Here is a 16,535-nt window from a genome sequence, read left to right as displayed (position 1 = left end):
CAGGTCAAATGTGATTCGTGCTTATTCGTTTTCTAGCTCGATGTCGATACCAAGAGAACGGATTTCTTTCACCAATACGTTGAAGGATTCAGGCATGCCTGGCTCCATACGGTGATCGCCGTCTACGATGTTTTTGTACATCTTAGTACGACCGTTCACGTCGTCCGACTTAACAGTCAACATTTCTTGTAGCGTGTAGGCAGCACCGTATGCTTCAAGTGCCCATACCTCCATCTCACCAAAACGCTGACCACCGAATTGCGCTTTACCACCCAGCGGCTGCTGAGTAACAAGGCTGTAAGAGCCAGTTGAACGAGCGTGCATCTTATCATCTACCAAGTGGTTCAACTTAAGCATGTACATGTAACCAACGGTTACAGGACGCTCAAACGCTTCACCAGTACGGCCGTTGAATAGCTTGATCTGACCACTCTCGTTGATGCCTGCAAGACGAAGCATACGCTTGATCTCAGCTTCTTTAGCACCGTCGAAGGCACCAGACGCCATTGGCACACCTTTCACAAGGTTTGATGCCAACACTAGAATCTCTTCATCAGAGAAGCTGTCTAGGTCTTCTGTACGAGCTGGACGAAGATCGCCTTCGTAACCGTTATAGATTTCATTTAGGAAAGCACGAAGCTCTTTAACAGTTTCTGCTTTCTCACGCTCAATCTTAAGCATTTCGTCGATCTTACGACCCAAGCCTTTCGCTGCTGCACCCAAGTGAGTTTCAAGTACCTGACCTACGTTCATACGAGACGGTACACCCAGTGGGTTTAGTACGATATCAACTGGATCGCCGTTTTCATCGTACGGCATGTCTTCAACAGGCATGATCTTAGAGATTACACCCTTGTTACCGTGACGACCCGCCATCTTATCACCTGGCTGGATACGACGTTTTACAGCTACGTATACTTTAACGATCTTCAACACGCCTGGTGCCAAATCATCGCCCGTTTGTAGCTTGCGTTTCTTATCTTCAAATTTCGCGTCTAGCTCTTTGCGGCGCTCGATCAAAGCGGCTTGAGCTTTTTCAAGCTGCTCACTCGCTTCTTCGTTGGCTACACGGATCTTGAACCACTCTGGGTGATCAAGGTTCGCTAGATATTCTTCGGTGATGATGGCATTGCGCGCAAGACCTGGACCACCTTCCGCTTGTTGTCCTACCAATGCTTCAGCTAGACGCTCAAACGTTGCTTTTTCAACAATGCGGAACTCTTCGTTCAAGTCTTTACGAACTTGGTCAAGTTGAGATTTCTCAATAGACTTCGCACGATCGTCTTTCTCGATGCCGTCACGAGTGAACACCTGTACGTCGATAACTGTACCGCGAGTACCGGTTTTCACGCGTAGAGACGTATCTTTTACGTCAGACGCTTTCTCACCAAAGATTGCGCGTAGAAGTTTTTCTTCAGGGGTTAGCTGCGTCTCGCCTTTCGGCGTCACTTTACCAACTAGGATGTCACCTGGTTCTACTTCTGCACCGATGTAAACCACACCAGCACTATCAAGTTTCGATAGCGCACCTTCGCCTACGTTCGGGATATCTGAAGTGATTTCTTCAGGCCCAAGCTTCGTATCACGAGCCACACACGTTAGCTCTTGAATGTGAATCGAAGTGAAACGATCTTCTTCTACAACGCGCTCAGATACTAGGATCGAGTCCTCGAAGTTGAAGCCGTTCCAAGGCATGAAGGCGATACGCATGTTTTGACCAAGCGCTAGATCACCCATGTCTACAGAAGGACCGTCAGCCATGATGTCGCCGCGTGCTACTTTGTCACCTTTCAGTACCAAAGTACGCTGGTTGATACATGTATTCTGGTTTGAACGAACGTATTTGGTCAGGTTGTAGATATCCACACCCGCTTCACCCGCTTCGGTCTCTTCAGAGTTCACACGTACTACGATACGGCTCGCATCAACAGACTCGATTTCACCGCCGCGACGAGCAACGATACATACACCTGAGTCTTTCGCTACGTTCTTCTCCATACCGGTACCAACTACTGGTTTCTCAGCAATTAGTGTTGGTACAGCCTGACGTTGCATGTTCGATCCCATCAAGGCACGGTTGGCGTCATCGTGCTCTAGGAATGGGATAAGCGACGCTGCTACCGATACAACCTGACGTGGTGACACGTCCATTAGGTTTACTTTCTCTTTTGGTAGTAGAGTCGTTTCATGCATGTGACGAACCTGAACAAGTTCGTCTACTAGACGACCTTCTTCATCAACGTTCACAGACGCTTGTGCGATAACGTATTTCGCTTCATCGATTGCCGAAACGTAAACCGTTTCGTCAGTCATTTTGCCATCAACCACTTTACGGTAAGGCGTTTCTAAGAAGCCGTAGCTATTAGTACGCGCGTAAGTAGATAGCGAGTTGATCAGACCGATGTTTGGACCTTCAGGTGTTTCGATTGGACACACACGACCGTAGTGGGTTGCGTGTACGTCTCGAACCTCGAAGCCCGCACGTTCACGAGTTAGACCACCGGGGCCTAATGCCGAAACACGACGCTTATGAGTGACCTCAGAAAGCGGGTTGTTTTGGTCCATGAACTGTGACAATTGGCTAGAACCGAAGAATTCTTTGATCGCTGCAGCCACTGGCTTAGCGTTCAATAGATCTTGTGGCATTAGGCCATCCGCTTCTGCCATAGACAGACGCTCTTTCACGGCACGCTCTACACGTACTAAACCAACACGGAATTGGTTCTCGGCCATTTCACCGACAGAACGAATACGACGGTTACCTAGGTGGTCGATATCGTCGACCATACCGTTACCGTTACGGATATCTAGCAATGTCTTCAGAACAGCGATGATGTCGTCGTTATCTAGAATACCTAGACCTTCGTCTTCATCACGTCCCAAACGACGGTTGAATTTCATACGACCAACGCCAGACAGATCATAACGATCTTCTGAGAAGAACAAGCCTTGGAACAAGCCTTCAGCAGATTCTTTGGTTGGCGGCTCACCAGGGCGCATCATACGGTAGATTTCTACCAATGCTTCCAACTGGTTGTTAGTAGGATCGATACGCAAGGTATCAGAAATAAACGGACCGTGATCAAGATCGTTCGTGTAAAGAACATCAATCTCTTTGATACCAGCAGCAACCAGTGCCTCTAGTAGATCAACCGACATCTCCGTGTTCGCTTCAGCGATCAACTCACCCGTGCCTGGATGCACAAGGTTTTTAGCCGTTACTTTACCCAATAGGTACTCAAGAGGAACAGAGAGACGCTCTAGACCAGCTTTTTCCATCTGACGGATATGTTTCGCAGTAATACGGCGAGTCTCTTCTACGATCACGTTGCCATCTTGGTCTGTGATGTCGAAAGAAGCGGTTTCACCACGTAGGCGGCTTGCAACCAGTTCCATTTCCACACCATCACGGCTCAAGTAGAAACGCGTAGTATCGAAGAAAGTATCTAGAATTTGTTCAGTATCAAAACCTAACGCACGTAACAAGATTGTTACAGGCAGTTTACGACGACGGTCGATACGAACGAACACGCAGTCTTTTGGATCAAACTCGAAGTCCAACCAAGAACCACGGTAAGGAATTACACGAGCAGAGTGTAGAAGTTTACCTGATGAGTGAGTCTTGCCACGGTCGTGGTCGAAGAACACACCAGGTGAACGGTGTAACTGAGATACGATAACACGCTCAGTACCGTTAATTACGAACGTACCGTTTTCTGTCATTAATGGGATTTCACCCATGTAGACTTCTTGCTCGCGAATGTCTTTGATTGCCTTGTTCGCAGATTCTTTATCATAAATGATAAGACGCACACGAACACGTAAAGGAGCGGCATACGTAACACCACGTAGCTGACACTCTTTTACATCAAATACTGGCTTGCCCAATCGGTAATCGACGTATTCTAGCGCCGCATTGCCGGAAAAGCTGACCATTGGAAAGACAGATTTAAAGGCCCCATGCAGACCCAGTTCCCCACGCTCTGCAGGATTTTTACCTTCCTGCAAGAAGTTACGGTAGGATTCAAGCTGAATTGCCAGCAAGTATGGCACATCCAAAACGGGCGGCAGTTTACCGAAATCCTTACGGATACGTTTTTTCTCAGTGTATGAGTAAGCCATCAGCATTCCCCAGCTTGTGCACATTGACGCAAAAGGCCTCTTAATCAGGCCTACCGAAATTGAGAGAGCATTCTCTCAAAAAAAGAATAAATTTTTAATAGGGTTTTACAAACCCAAAAAGGCCGGTGGCAAAAAACCACCAGCCATTTCGACTAGATGTCGAACTTTTGTGAAACAAGTAACATTACTTGATTTCGACAGTAGCACCAGCTTCTTCAAGCTCTTTCTTAAGTGCTTCAGCTTCTTCTTTAGAAGCGCCTTCTTTAACTGTTGCTGGAGCGCCGTCAACCATTGCTTTCGCTTCTTTAAGGCCTAGACCAGTTGCGCCACGTACAGCTTTGATAACGTTAACTTTCTTATCGCCTGCAGCAGTAAGAACTACGTCAAATTCAGTTTGCTCTTCAGCAGCAGCAGCAGCGTCGCCACCAGCTACAGCAACAGCAGCAACAGCTGCAGTTACACCGAATTTTTCTTCCATAGCAGAGATTAGTTCTACAACGTCCATTACAGACATTTCTGCTACTGCATTGATGATATCTTCTTTAGTTAGAGCCATGACTCAGATTTCCTAACATTTAGTGGTTGCCCTAAGGCAACAAAAACCAATTGAATATTCAAGTAAGCGCAAATAAAAATTATGCTGCTTCTTGTTCTTTCTGATCGCGAACCGCTGCCAGAGTACGTACAAGTTTGCTTGTTGCACCTTGGATAACGCTCATTAGTTTCGCGATTGCTTCGTCGTATGTTGGCAAAGATGCCAAACGATCAATGTCGCCAGCTGGGATCAACTCACCGTTGAACGCCAATGCTTTAACTTCAAATTTGTCGTTCCCTTTCGCAAAAGTCTTCAATACACGAGCGGCCGCACCTGGGTGCTCGTTAGAGAATGCGATAAGAGTTGGACCAACGAAGCTATCTTTTAAGCATTCGAAGTCTGTGCCTTCTACAGCGCGGCGAGCTAGAGTGTTACGTACTACACGAACGTAAACGCCAGCTTCGCGAGCTTGTTTGCGAAGAGCTGTCATGTCAGTCACGGTTACACCGCGAGAGTCAGCTACTACAGCAGACAAAGCGCCTTTGGCAGCTTCGCTAACTTCGGCGACAATGGCTTTTTTGTCTTCTAGACCTAATGCCACTGGTTTTCTCCTGGATTAGCAGGGGTCTTCACAATAAAAACCCCAAATTTTACCAACTCTCCGAATATTCGGAGTACTTACTGGTGAGTTGGATCCAGTTAATCTGAATCGGGCCACACCATCTGCGCAGGACAAACGTTTCTCAACGTTCTGATTAAATCGCTAGATTCCTGCGGTCTTTGACGGCCTATACAGCAAGCTGTACAGACCCCAAAGCTCTGACTTAGAAGCTTAGCGCACCTAAATCAATTTGTAGACCAGGTCCCATTGTAGAGGACAAAGTCACTTTCTTCATGTAGACACCTTTAGAAGATGCTGGTTTAGCACGACGTAGGTCGGCTAGAAGCGCTTCTAGGTTACCTTTGATAGCATCAGCTGCGAAGTCGATAGAACCAACACCAGCGTGGATGATACCATTTTTGTCAGTACGGTAACGCGCTTGACCAGATTTTGCGTTCTTAACAGCAGTCGCAACATCAGGTGTTACAGTACCAACTTTAGGGTTTGGCATAAGACCACGAGGACCAAGTACCTGACCTAGTTGACCAACGATACGCATCGCATCTGGAGAAGCGATTACTACGTCGAAGTCTAGGTTGCCAGCTTTAACTTGCTCAGCAAGGTCTTCAAAACCTACAACGTCTGCACCAGCTTCTTTAGCTGCTTCAGCGTTTGCACCTTGTGCGAATACAGCAACGCGAACGTCTTTACCTGTACCGTTAGGAAGCACTGTAGAACCACGAACAACCTGATCAGATTTACGTGGGTCAACGCCTAGGTTAACAGATACGTCTACAGACTCTTTGAACTTAACAGTAGAAAGTTCAGATAGAAGAGCTACTGCTTCTTCTACAGAGTACAGTTTTGCTGCGTCTACTTTTTCAGCGATCAAGCGAGCGCGTTTAGTTAGCTTAGCCATTAGTTCACACCCTCAACTTCTAGACCCATTGCACGTGCACTACCTGCGATAGTACGAACGGCAGCATCCATATCCGCTGCAGTCAAATCAGCCTGCTTAGCGTTTACGATCTCTTCAAGTTGTGCACGAGTTACTGTACCAACTTTTTGAGTGTTTGGACGTGGTGAACCACTCTTAATGCCAGCAGCTTTCTTAAGAAGAACTGCAGCAGGAGTAGATTTAGTTTCGAATGTGAAGCTACGGTCACTGTATACAGTGATAATAACTGGCGTTGGAAGACCAGGTTCCATGCCTTGAGTTTTGGCATTGAACGCTTTACAGAATTCCATGATATTCACACCGTGTTGACCAAGTGCTGGACCAACTGGTGGACTTGGGTTCGCTTGACCCGCTTTAACTTGTAGCTTGATGTAAGCTTGGACTTTTTTAGCCATTTTTTACTCCAGATGGGTCACTGCCCGAAGGCTACCCGTTTAATACAATCAGGTTTTCTCAACCTGACTAAATTCCAAATCAACCGGCGTAGAGCGCCCAAAGATAAGCACTGCCACTTTGATTCGGCTTTTATCGTAATCAACCTCTTCAACCACACCGTTAAAGTCAGCAAATGGACCTTCGTTAACACGAACCACTTCACCCACTTCAAACAATGTTTTAGGACGAGGTTTATCCACACCATCATTCACACGTTGCAGAATCGCATCTGCTTCACGGTCAGTGATTGGTGATGGCTTATCCGCTGTGCCGCCAATGAAGCCAAGCACACGCGCTGTACCTTTAACAAGGTGCCAAGAGTCGTCATTCATTTCCATCTGAACTAATACATAGCCAGGGTAGAATTTACGCTCACTCTTGCGCTTCTTGCCATCGCGAATCTCAACCACTTCCTCAGTTGGAACTAGGATATCGCCAAATAAATCTTCCATGCCCATAATGCCCACTCGCTCTTTCAGCGAGCGCATCACGTGCTTTTCATAACCTGAGTACGCTTGTACCACATACCATCGTTTCGCCACGAGCAACTCCTAACCTATTACTGCGGAAACGATCCAACCAAGGAGTGAATCTACTCCCCACAGTACGAGAGACATAAAAATAACAACCGCCAAAACGATCAACGTTGTTTGAACCGTTTCCTGTCTCGTTGGCCATACAACACGACGAATTTCGGTCTTCGCCTCTTTTGCCAATTTCGCAAAAGAACGCCCTTTAGCCGTATTCAGCGCAACGAAGCCAGCAATACCAGCCAGCACCAAAACAGCAATCAAGCGATACAGCAATGACTCAGCAGAAAAATAATTGTTCCCTACTACAGCCACAGCAATAAGAAGGACAACAACCGCCCACTTAAAAACGTCTCCGCGAGACTCTTGAGTTTCAGCACTCGAACTCATACTTCAGGTGATCCCTAGCTAAGAAATTGGATACGAAAGATGGCAGGCCAGGAGGGATTCGAACCCCCGACATTCGGTTTTGGAGACCGACGCTCTACCAGCTGAACTACTGGCCTACATTCGTATGGGCGGAGGATGATACCGACTTGTTTAAAATTTAGCAAGTGGTATTTGCCCAAAATTCAGACAAAAAACTAAGCGGTTGGATTTTCGCTTGGTTTAGCATTGAGAAATGCTGGAGCTCATGAGCAGACTTGAACTGCCGACCTCACCCTTACCAAGGGTGTGCTCTACCAACTGAGCTACATGAGCAGAATTACTGGAGCGGGCAGCGGGAATCGAACCCGCCTCTTCAGCTTGGAAGGCTGAGGTAATAGCCACTATACCATGCCCGCAAATGGTGGAGGGAGGTGGATTCGAACCACCGAAACTTTCGTGGCAGATTTACAATCTGCTCCCTTTGGCCACTCGGGAACCCCTCCACAAACTTTAAGCATTGCTCACAACGCCCCAAAAGGTGGAGCCCATTATATGAATCGCTTTTTCAATTGCAAGCACTAGCAAGGATTTTTTTCTATTTTTATTAACAGCTTGGATAAATCCAACTGTTGCATAAACTGCTGCCAATTGTTTTCCGTAATCGGTTGATCTAACAACAACTCATACAACGCAACCGTTCGTTGATGCTCATAGATATTCACACGCATACCAGAGCGCTGCGCAATAGTCGCTTGCGCCTGCTGCGCTCGCTCTTTCGATGAAAAGAGACCGAGTGATATACGATTCTTCATGTCACCTCGAGAAATCACATAACTGTCAATCCGCTTCAATTTCAGCTCCGCCACAACATCTTGCGCTTTTGAGGTGCTTTCCGGCGCTGCGATGTACAACCAGTACTTGTCACGTTTGCCACTGGTTTCATTTTGAGTAAACGCTAAGTTATTCCTACGCAGCGTTTCAGACACTAGGCGTCGATCAGCATCACGCTCCAAGACGAGCATCGGACATAACAAATTCTCTTCTTGTCGCGGTTCGCCTTCATTCCGCTCTACCGCTGCGGCAACGGCTTGATCCAGCTGCGTTAAGATCGCTTCGGCAGAGGCCTGCTCAGGTTCCGATGCTAATGTCGACTCGGTTAACGATACCTCTTGCTCCGGCTCTTCCGGTCTTGCCTCACTAATTAAGTAAATACGCTCGCTGACTGGCGGAGCATAAATCGGCGCCTGCTCTGTGCGCACATCTGCCGCAGCGAAACCGTGCCAAGCAACCACACCAGCATTCGCCAACACCAGCAGCAAAAAGACCCACTTCATTCTACGTCCTACCTTTCTAACGCTTCATCCAATACGTATTTCGCGCCCTTAGCCACCAAGTGCTCGTCTAAACAGCAGTCGATGGCAAGCACCTCCATTAGCGTCTGACTAGAGCCACCTGTCGCAATCCAGCGCGCATCGCCGTGCTTTCCGTGCAATCGCTGCAAAAAGCCCAACGCCATTTCCAAGCAACCCTGTTGCACAGCATCCGCTGTGCTGTGCGGAATCTCACCGATTTGAGCCGTTTGTTCACTTTCCTGATAACGAATCTTCGCGGTTTTATCAATCAAGCTACTGGCCATTAAATCCAAGCCCGGCACAATATAGCCGCCCAGATGAACACCTTTAGCATCCACAAAATCTGCCTTAATGGCCGTGCCTGCATCAACTATCACGACAGGACCACCGTATTCTTTAAACGCCGCAATCACGCCTAACCAGCGATCCACTCCCAATCGATGTGGCTCCACATAGGAGTTCCACACACCACAGGCTTGGCGCTCTGAGCGCACACTTGTCACCGAAGCATCCGGCAATGTCGCTTGAATCTCTGCTAACAGCGACGCATCGGCCTCCGCAGCACGGACACTGGCTAAGACAATCTGTGAAGGCGCTCCACAACGACACGCATCCAACGTATCTTGCGCCCACTTATCGACAATGACGTCACCCTGAAACAGAGTCCACTTGATGCGCGTATTCCCCGCATCGATCACTAGCGTACTAGACTTGTTTGCGCACACTGACTTCGCCCCCGTGCAACAATTCAATACCTTCACTGGTTTCTAGCCGCAGTGCACCGCTTGCATCCACGCCGCGTGCGATCCCAGCTTGTTGTCGATTACCACTAAACATCATCACAGGTTGATTGTAGAGCATATCAAACGCCTGCCACTGGGCATGGTAATGGGCTAAACCATTTCCATGCGCAAACACGTCACACATCGCCACCAGACCTTCGGTAATCTGAGCAATAATTTCATTGCGATCAGGCGTAAAGGACAAACGCGAGGTTAAATCCGTCCAAGGTTGATCCACACGCGCTTGCTGCTCAGGGGTGGATTCCACATTCAAACCAATGCCAATCACCACACGACAGACATCTTGGTCGGCAATCATTTCCAGCAAGATGCCGCAGATTTTTTGCCCGTCAATCAAAATATCATTGGGCCATTTTAAGCCTGGATTGGGCACCCCCAAGTTGCGCAATACTTTGGCAATGACCACACCCACCGCCAGACTCAGACCTTCGACCACACTAGGACCTTGCTCAAACTTCCAAGCAAATGACATGGTAATGTTCTTCGCTACACCACTTTCCCAAACACGGCCGCGGCGGCCTTTACCTTGCGTCTGGTGTTCAGTCACCACTAACGCTGGCAAACGTGCCCCCAAGGCAATTTTTTGCTTCAGCACATCGTTTGTGGACGGCGTCTCAAAGGGAATATCTATGGCAATGTCTTCGGCCACACCCGCCTCGCGTAAGCGCGCCTCGTCCAATAGAATCAGACGTTCTGGAATACGATAACCACGCCCTTTCACGGAGTGTACGGTAATGCCGACGGACTCTAACTTTTTCAAGCGTTTCCAAACCGCCGCACGGGTTACGCCTAACGCTTCACCCAGCTCCTCGCCAGAATGAAACTTACTGTCGCTCAGCAAGCTCAATACTTCTCTCATAGGATCCTCGACATGTTTATTTCAGAGATTTCCAGCCAGCCCAATGCATTCGCTAGTTAAAGCGCTTTCTCGGACGTGGTCGAAATAAAGCCAGATACTCGCTGCATCAAATCATCAAAATAGGGGTTCCAAGATAATCGCGCGGCTAAGTTACTGCGCTTTGATAAGCTATCGGAACGTTCCCCATACCAGTTATCTTGTGCTAGGCGACATTCGTTGTAACGCTCTTCCTCTCCCAGATACCAAGCACAAATACGGTACTCACCTTGGACGCCATAATAGGGATTATTTGGCGAACCATGTACCGCCATGTGTGCCAAGCCAAAAATACGTTGTTCTGGTAAATCTGTATTAATGATATGTACGCTGCCTTGCGAACCACTACCTTGGTTGACACTGTAAAGCACCATCTCGCTTTCTGGCTGTGACATAAAGGATTGTTTAAACACCTCCAACGTGACACTCGAATCCACCGTTGCATCCTCTTCAGAAAGCGCGACAAAAACAGGCGCCTGAGCGGGGTGATCTAACACGCGCTGTTTCACTTCTTTCGCCAATTTATAAGCCTGAGCAATCGCGGGTACCGGGATCGAAGCGTATTTGGCGTAATCATCCGACTCGTGATGATCCAGCCAATCTATAAAGGGAGCCAAGATTGGCGACAACCAATCAATGCCACTATTGATCTTAAACAAAGGCGAAAACAGTACGACGCCTTGTACATCCTCTGGGTGCAACCAAGCATATTCAGTGACTAGAGCACCGCCGGTGGAAAAGCCCGCCAGATACAGGGTATCCACCTCGTCAGAAAACTGCTGCACCGCATTGGTCACCGCGGTGCGCCAATCATCGCGCGTCACGGCTAACAGATCCTCGGCTTTTGTGCCATGCCCGGGCAGCAACATCACACGCGTATGAAAACACTGCTCAGCCAATGCTTTCGCGGGGTCTCGTAATGTAAACGGGGAGTCCGATAGGCCATGAAACATCAATACCCCTACACGTTGCTCCGTCACACACTCGGCACTCGGACGGTGTTCAAACGGTAGCACCGCTTCTATCTCTACTTCTTGTGCTGCAGGATTGACCCATGTTTTCTGTTCTAAAAAGTGCTGACGCAAACGCTCACGGTAGTCCGCAAAGGATTCATTCACACCCTGTGCTAAATCACTGGCGTGTAGCCCCAAAGAGCAACTCAATAGCAGCAAGCTGGCTAGCAGTCGTGGTAAGCGCATTTGTTATATCCCGTTGAGCTATGACGTAAAACGCTTATCATAGCGGATATCAGATAAATCACTAGCATCAGGGCGGGAAATTGAGTACCTCTGCAAACATCACTCAAGTCGAAGCGCTTTGGTTTCCGTTGGTCAAAAAGTTCTATCAGACCTATTACCCGAGCGGCAAACCGAACAAATCAGAGCCATTATGGGTCATCAAACAAGGACCGACCATCATCGCCGCCGTGCGCATCAAACCCTTTGTGGATTGCCAATTAATGACCGGCTTGGTGACCCACCCAGAGTATCGCCAGCAGGGCTACGGGAGCACCTTACTTGACGCCCTCAGAAGCGAATTTGAGCACATACCTAGCTTTTGCTTAAATCAGCCTGAGCTGATTCCATTTTATCAACAGCATGATTTTGTCTTAGTGCAGGACGAACACTCATTGCCCGATGATATTCAAGGACGCCTGCGCCGCTATCGAGTGAAACAGCCCGAGCTAGTCGCCATGGTCTACCAAAGCGCAACCCGCTAAATAAAAAAACGCCCCATAAATGGAGCGTTTGAACGAACCTTATCGGATGACTATTTCAAATGACCCGCATTATACAGCTCACGATCTGCTGGAGCCGGAGGGTTCCACTGGTACACCCAAGTCTCAGAAATAGGCTGGCCATTGGCCTCAAGGTGTACCTTGATATTAATCGGCGCAACCGACTCATCCGGAACTAAATCAAACATAGCACGGTAGCCGCCGATATGATGCTGAGGGCGTGCTGAAGTGATTTCCACTCGCCCACGGGACGTTTCAATCACTGGTTTCACCTCGGTTTTCTGGCCTAGCATTTGAAAAATTTCACCTTCAAAGTCGATGGCAAAACGCTTGCTGTAGTAATCGCGTTTTTTGCCGACTACACCACCAATCCCTGTGTAAGTGCTTTGCACCGTCGCTTTGCCCGACTGCACTGGTGCTTCACTCCCCCAGTACATGTTGTAGCTGTAGAGCAACTCTTGGCCAGGCACGATCTCTTGTGCAGGGTTCCAGAACGCCACAATATTGTCGAAGGTCTCATCTAAGGTTGGGATTTCCACCAACTGCACCGACCCTTCACCCCAGTTGCCAATTGGTTCAATCCAAAGATGCGGACGTTTCTCGTAAAACACACCATCATCTAGGTAATGATCAAAATTACGATCACGCTGCATCAAACCAAAGCCTTTCGGATTGTTATCCATGTAAGCATTGAAACGCAGCTGCTCAGGGTTGCCCAAAGGACGCCAAATATGCTCACCATTGCCCGTCAGCATTTCCAAACCATCCGAATCATGGATCTCTGGACGCCAGTCATAATTGGTACGACGATCGTTCTCACCAATCATGTACATACTGGTCAAAGGCGCCACACCCAGACGCTCAATCTCTTTACGTGGATACAAAGCCGCATCCACCCGCATCGTCAAAGGCTCGCCCGCTTTAATATCAAAACGATACGCACCAGTGATGCTGTCTGAGTCAAGCAACGCGTAAATGGTCACTTCGTCCGAGTTTGGCGTCGGCTTTTCAAACCAGAAATTGGTAAACACTGGAAACTCTTCTGGCTTATTCATCGCCGTATCGATGGCCAGACCACGGGCAGACAAACCGTATTGCATCTCTGCCCCCACCGCACGGAAGTAACTCGCGCCCAAGAACGCCACAATGTCGCGCTCCCAGTCGGTTCCAAACTGCATGCGGAAGCCTGCAAAGCCAAGATCCTGCGGCAGTGCCTTACCATTCACATGGGAATCACCGTAATCAAACATCTTCGATGAATAGTCGACCGGCGTGGATTTACCATTTTCCACCACATTGATATGCACAGGCGTGATAAAGCCTTGACCTAAATGGAAAAAAGTCGCTCGGTAAGCGGTGTCATCTTTCTGCCATAAGCTTTGTTCACGCTTGAAATGTAACTGCTGATACTCATCCCAATCGAGGCTTGAAAGCACTTCTGGTACATCACCTTTTGCACTAACAAACGGCTGTTCGGCAAGATTACGAGCATGGCCTTTTAACCATGCGTAACTGAACTCTTCATCCGCCGCTGGGTTTACCGTGGTTGGCTCAGATACGGCACAGGCCGTCACACTGACCAACGCACTGACCGCTAACACCGCTTTACTCATTAGACGCATGCTATTCTTTAGCAATGCTGGCCAGCCTAGTGTTTCCACTCGCTGGTGAGACAGACTAATACGCATCGAAACATCCTATAGTTCTCTATCAGTTAACCAAGAATGCTACCTGCGTTAGAGATTTAGGGATACTTGACACTGGGTAAAGAAATTCAAATAACTGAGCATAAATCTTACAAAAGCGGCAACCTGTCGCAGACAGTACTGGCACGAGGCTTACCTGAGATTTCATGAAGAAGGCTGATACTCTTCATACCAGCGACTATTCCACCAATTTGGAAAATAGTTTATGGTGGTCAGTACTCCTTTCACATAGCAACACTATACTAAGGAGCATTGATATATATTTGTTTGTTCACGCAAGGACGGCCCGACACAATAAAAACGTAGTTTGCTACAATAGGGGCTTAATAGCATGTCCTTCTGGTTCGCTTGTATCACATCCATTTTAGTGATCGCGTTGATTGCGATCTATGCCCGCCAACGAGTAAAAAATAAAGCCTTCCAACAACACATTCTTACATTGGAACAAAGCAATGAACGCCTCAATGAAACACTAGCGGCCGTAGTAACCCCAGTTTGGTTAGAAGATCAGCAGGGCCGTCTACTCTATAGTAATGACGCTTTTTCACAGTTGATCAATGACTCAATTGCATTGGAAGACAACACTGGCTCCGCCCCCTCCTCAGGTCTCATTCAAAACCCGCTCTCTAGCGCACCTTTAGACGACTCTGAAGAATGGTTTTTGAAACATGATGGCTCTAGCGCTTGCTATCAAATTAAAAAACAACGCCAGCCAAACAATACCGTTCTTGGTCAGGCCTACCCCATTACCGCTTTTAAAGAAAGAGAAGACGAACTCATAGAAGCGGAAATTCGGATGAACAACGCGCTCAAAGTTACTCATATAGGTGTATGGGAGTGGGACATCAAACGTGATATCTGGTTTGCTTCCGCCTCCTATTTTACAATGCTGGGCTACCCTCCCACTGAGGGCAAAGCCGATCGCAACCAAGAGCTAAAAAAAATCCATCCAGAAGATCGCCAGTATGTAATAGATACTATTAAATCTATTCTAGAAGGCTCACGCCCAGCCACCAGATATCAGTATGAAGCACGAATTCGCCATGCAAATGGAGAATATCGTTGGGTCGGCGTTCGCTGCACCGTCACCGAAGTCGATGAGAATGGTAAGCCAGCATGTATGCTAGGCGTTCGCATCGATATTGAGGATCGAAAGAAAGCCGAACAGCAAGTTGAATGGCTCGCAAGCCATGATTCTTTAACAACCCTCCCCAATCGTTCCGCACTGTATAAGCATTTTAACCGACTACTACAATGCAGCGAGCAAAAGAAAGCAGGGGTAGCCTTGCTATTTGTCGACCTCGATCGATTTAAAAATGTCAACGATACCATGGGGCACAGCACAGGTGACCGCCTTCTCGTCAGTGTTGCAGAACGCATGAAACAGTTTATTGGGGAATCAGGCTTTGTGGCACGCCAAGGTGGCGATGAGTTTATTATCATTTTACCGAACGCTAACGAGCAGCAAACGGAAGCTAAAGCCATCGAGTTAATCCATATCATCGGCCAACGCTACCAACTAGACCCCCACCAGTTTGTTATCACCCCGTCCATTGGCATCAGTCTCTACCCACAAGACGGCAGTGATTTCGACACCCTCTACAAACATGCCGACACCGCCATGTACAGTGCCAAAAAAGAAGGCCGCAACCGCTACTCATTTTTCACCAAAGAGATGCAAGCGCGCTCTACACGAACACTTTTATTGGAAAATTCACTGCATGATGCGATTGATGCCAACGAACTCTCCCTCAACTTGCAGCCTCAAATGGATTTAAAAACGGGGCAAGTGATCGCTGCCGAAGTCCTACTCAGGTGGAATAGCCATAGACTTGGCACCGTATCGCCGGCTGAATTTATTCCTATTGCCGAAGATACCGGGCAGATCCTAGCCATTGGAGAATGGGTACTGCGTGAAACAGTAAAACTGCTTAAACAATGGTTAGAGCAAGGCATTACACCAGTAAGGTTGGCGGTTAATCTCTCGGTGGTACAGTTTCGCACCCAAGACCTGCCTGCACTTATTGGAAAGCTTCTAGAGGAATATCAAGTTCCTTCACACTTACTTGAGGTAGAACTCACCGAACGCGGCGCCATGACCAACCCAGACAGAGCCATCGAAACCATCAGAGCTTTCGACCAAATGGGGGTGCAGACATCCATTGACGACTTTGGTACAGGTTATTCATCCCTAAGCTACCTACAGCGTTTCTCTGTTTATAAACTGAAGATCGACCAATCTTTTATTCGCAACATGACAACAGACACAAATGACTATGCCATTGTCAATGCCGTGATCACCCTCGCCCAACAACTCGGCATGAAAACCATCGCTGAAGGCGTTGAAACCAAAGAACAACTGGAGCAATTACAGCAGCTAGACTGCGATCAAATACAAGGTTATTACCTAAGTCGCCCCATCCCTCCGAAAGAGTTTAAAGATCAATTTCTAACACTTAACAGGCTCCGACAGGCACTGAACTAAACCTTC

General features: G+C 47.9%; 14 protein-coding genes and 4 tRNA genes. 2 read left to right on the top strand and 16 right to left on the bottom strand.

The annotated features are described in order from the left end of the window. Positions 1–21 precede the first annotated feature (21 nt). The 15 genes from rpoB to ASC49_RS08395 form a co-directional block, all read right to left on the bottom strand. A complete protein-coding gene (gene rpoB, locus ASC49_RS08465; RefSeq protein WP_055462872.1) occupies positions 22–4,122 on the bottom strand; it encodes a DNA-directed RNA polymerase subunit beta in 4,101 nt (1,366 codons plus the stop codon). A 184-nt stretch (positions 4,123–4,306) separates the two neighbouring features. Then, positions 4,307–4,678, bottom strand: a complete 372-nt coding sequence (gene rplL / locus ASC49_RS08460; RefSeq protein ID WP_055462797.1) for a 50S ribosomal protein L7/L12 — start codon at positions 4,676–4,678, stop codon at positions 4,307–4,309. A 79-nt stretch (positions 4,679–4,757) separates the two neighbouring features. After that, complete coding sequence (gene rplJ, locus ASC49_RS08455) at positions 4,758–5,258, bottom strand: 50S ribosomal protein L10 (protein ID WP_055462796.1); 501 nt, start codon at positions 5,256–5,258, stop codon at positions 4,758–4,760. Between the two features lie 223 nt (positions 5,259–5,481). After that, positions 5,482–6,177, bottom strand: a complete 696-nt coding sequence (gene rplA, locus ASC49_RS08450) for a 50S ribosomal protein L1 (protein ID WP_055462795.1) — start codon at positions 6,175–6,177, stop codon at positions 5,482–5,484. Next, positions 6,177–6,611, bottom strand: a complete 435-nt coding sequence (gene rplK / locus ASC49_RS08445; RefSeq protein ID WP_055462794.1) for a 50S ribosomal protein L11 — start codon at positions 6,609–6,611, stop codon at positions 6,177–6,179. Before rplK ends, rplA begins: the two co-directional genes overlap by 1 nt. Before the next feature lie 48 nt (positions 6,612–6,659). Continuing rightward, a complete protein-coding gene (gene nusG / locus ASC49_RS08440; RefSeq protein WP_055462793.1) occupies positions 6,660–7,193 on the bottom strand; it encodes a transcription termination/antitermination protein NusG in 534 nt (177 codons plus the stop codon). Positions 7,194–7,202: 9 nt separating this feature from the next. Continuing rightward, positions 7,203–7,571, bottom strand: coding sequence for a preprotein translocase subunit SecE (secE, locus tag ASC49_RS08435; RefSeq protein WP_055462792.1), 369 nt, complete (start codon positions 7,569–7,571; stop codon positions 7,203–7,205). A 40-nt stretch (positions 7,572–7,611) separates the two neighbouring features. After that, positions 7,612–7,687, bottom strand: a tRNA-Trp gene (locus ASC49_RS08430). A 120-nt stretch (positions 7,688–7,807) separates the two neighbouring features. After that, positions 7,808–7,883 (bottom strand) — tRNA-Thr (locus ASC49_RS08425). An 8-nt stretch (positions 7,884–7,891) separates the two neighbouring features. Next, positions 7,892–7,966 (bottom strand) — tRNA-Gly (locus ASC49_RS08420). 3 nt (positions 7,967–7,969) lie between these two features. Then, positions 7,970–8,053, bottom strand: a tRNA-Tyr gene (locus ASC49_RS08415). Between the two features lie 75 nt (positions 8,054–8,128). Continuing rightward, positions 8,129–8,884: an SPOR domain-containing protein gene (locus tag ASC49_RS08410; RefSeq protein ID WP_055462791.1), complete on the bottom strand. Its 756-nt coding sequence runs from the start codon at positions 8,882–8,884 to the stop codon at positions 8,129–8,131. An 8-nt stretch (positions 8,885–8,892) separates the two neighbouring features. After that, positions 8,893–9,627, bottom strand: coding sequence for a type III pantothenate kinase (locus ASC49_RS08405; protein WP_055462790.1), 735 nt, complete (start codon positions 9,625–9,627; stop codon positions 8,893–8,895). After that, entirely contained in the window at positions 9,608–10,564 is a 957-nt protein-coding gene (locus tag ASC49_RS08400) for a biotin--[acetyl-CoA-carboxylase] ligase (protein WP_055462789.1), read from the bottom strand. Before ASC49_RS08400 ends, ASC49_RS08405 begins: the two co-directional genes overlap by 20 nt. A 56-nt stretch (positions 10,565–10,620) precedes the next feature. Then, entirely contained in the window at positions 10,621–11,799 is a 1,179-nt protein-coding gene (locus tag ASC49_RS08395; RefSeq protein WP_055462788.1) for an alpha/beta hydrolase, read from the bottom strand. 80 nt (positions 11,800–11,879) lie between these two features. Here ASC49_RS08395 and ASC49_RS08390 point away from each other — a divergent pair, with 80 nt between their 5' ends. Further along, positions 11,880–12,320 carry a GNAT family N-acetyltransferase gene (locus ASC49_RS08390; RefSeq protein WP_072242075.1) on the top strand — a complete coding sequence of 147 codons (441 nt, stop codon included), beginning with the start codon at positions 11,880–11,882 and terminating at the stop codon, positions 12,318–12,320. A 50-nt stretch (positions 12,321–12,370) separates the two neighbouring features. Here ASC49_RS08390 and ASC49_RS08385 read toward each other — a convergent pair whose 3' ends face one another. Then, positions 12,371–14,026, bottom strand: coding sequence for a glucan biosynthesis protein (locus ASC49_RS08385; RefSeq protein ID WP_082443768.1), 1,656 nt, complete (start codon positions 14,024–14,026; stop codon positions 12,371–12,373). 349 nt (positions 14,027–14,375) lie between these two features. Between ASC49_RS08385 and ASC49_RS08380 the strand changes: the two genes are divergently transcribed. Next, a complete protein-coding gene (locus ASC49_RS08380) occupies positions 14,376–16,529 on the top strand; it encodes a putative bifunctional diguanylate cyclase/phosphodiesterase (protein WP_055462787.1) in 2,154 nt (717 codons plus the stop codon). The last annotated feature ends 6 nt before the right edge of the window (positions 16,530–16,535 follow it).

The sequence above is a fragment of the Marinomonas fungiae genome, assembly GCF_001418205.1.
Classification (GTDB): domain Bacteria; phylum Pseudomonadota; class Gammaproteobacteria; order Pseudomonadales; family Marinomonadaceae; genus Marinomonas; species Marinomonas fungiae.
The sequence above is the reverse complement of the archived record's forward strand: the minus strand, read 5'-3'. Positions and strand labels throughout refer to the sequence as shown.

Excerpts from the sequence above, each read along its gene's own strand:
- rpoB (WP_055462872.1), bottom strand. The coding sequence starts at position 4,122 with ATGGCTTACTCATACACTGAGAAAAAACGTATCCGTAAGGATTTCGGT.
- secE (WP_055462792.1), bottom strand. The coding sequence starts at position 7,571 with ATGAGTTCGAGTGCTGAAACTCAAGAGTCTCGCGGAGACGTTTTTAAG.
- ASC49_RS08400 (WP_055462789.1), bottom strand. The coding sequence starts at position 10,564 with ATGAGAGAAGTATTGAGCTTGCTGAGCGACAGTAAGTTTCATTCTGGC.
- ASC49_RS08385 (WP_082443768.1), bottom strand. The coding sequence starts at position 14,026 with ATGCGTATTAGTCTGTCTCACCAGCGAGTGGAAACACTAGGCTGGCCA.
- rplL (WP_055462797.1), bottom strand. The coding sequence starts at position 4,678 with ATGGCTCTAACTAAAGAAGATATCATCAATGCAGTAGCAGAAATGTCT.
- rplK (WP_055462794.1), bottom strand. The coding sequence starts at position 6,611 with ATGGCTAAAAAAGTCCAAGCTTACATCAAGCTACAAGTTAAAGCGGGT.
- ASC49_RS08380 (WP_055462787.1), top strand. The coding sequence starts at position 14,376 with ATGTCCTTCTGGTTCGCTTGTATCACATCCATTTTAGTGATCGCGTTG.
- rplA (WP_055462795.1), bottom strand. The coding sequence starts at position 6,177 with ATGGCTAAGCTAACTAAACGCGCTCGCTTGATCGCTGAAAAAGTAGAC.
- ASC49_RS08410 (WP_055462791.1), bottom strand. The coding sequence starts at position 8,884 with ATGAAGTGGGTCTTTTTGCTGCTGGTGTTGGCGAATGCTGGTGTGGTT.
- ASC49_RS08395 (WP_055462788.1), bottom strand. The coding sequence starts at position 11,799 with ATGCGCTTACCACGACTGCTAGCCAGCTTGCTGCTATTGAGTTGCTCT.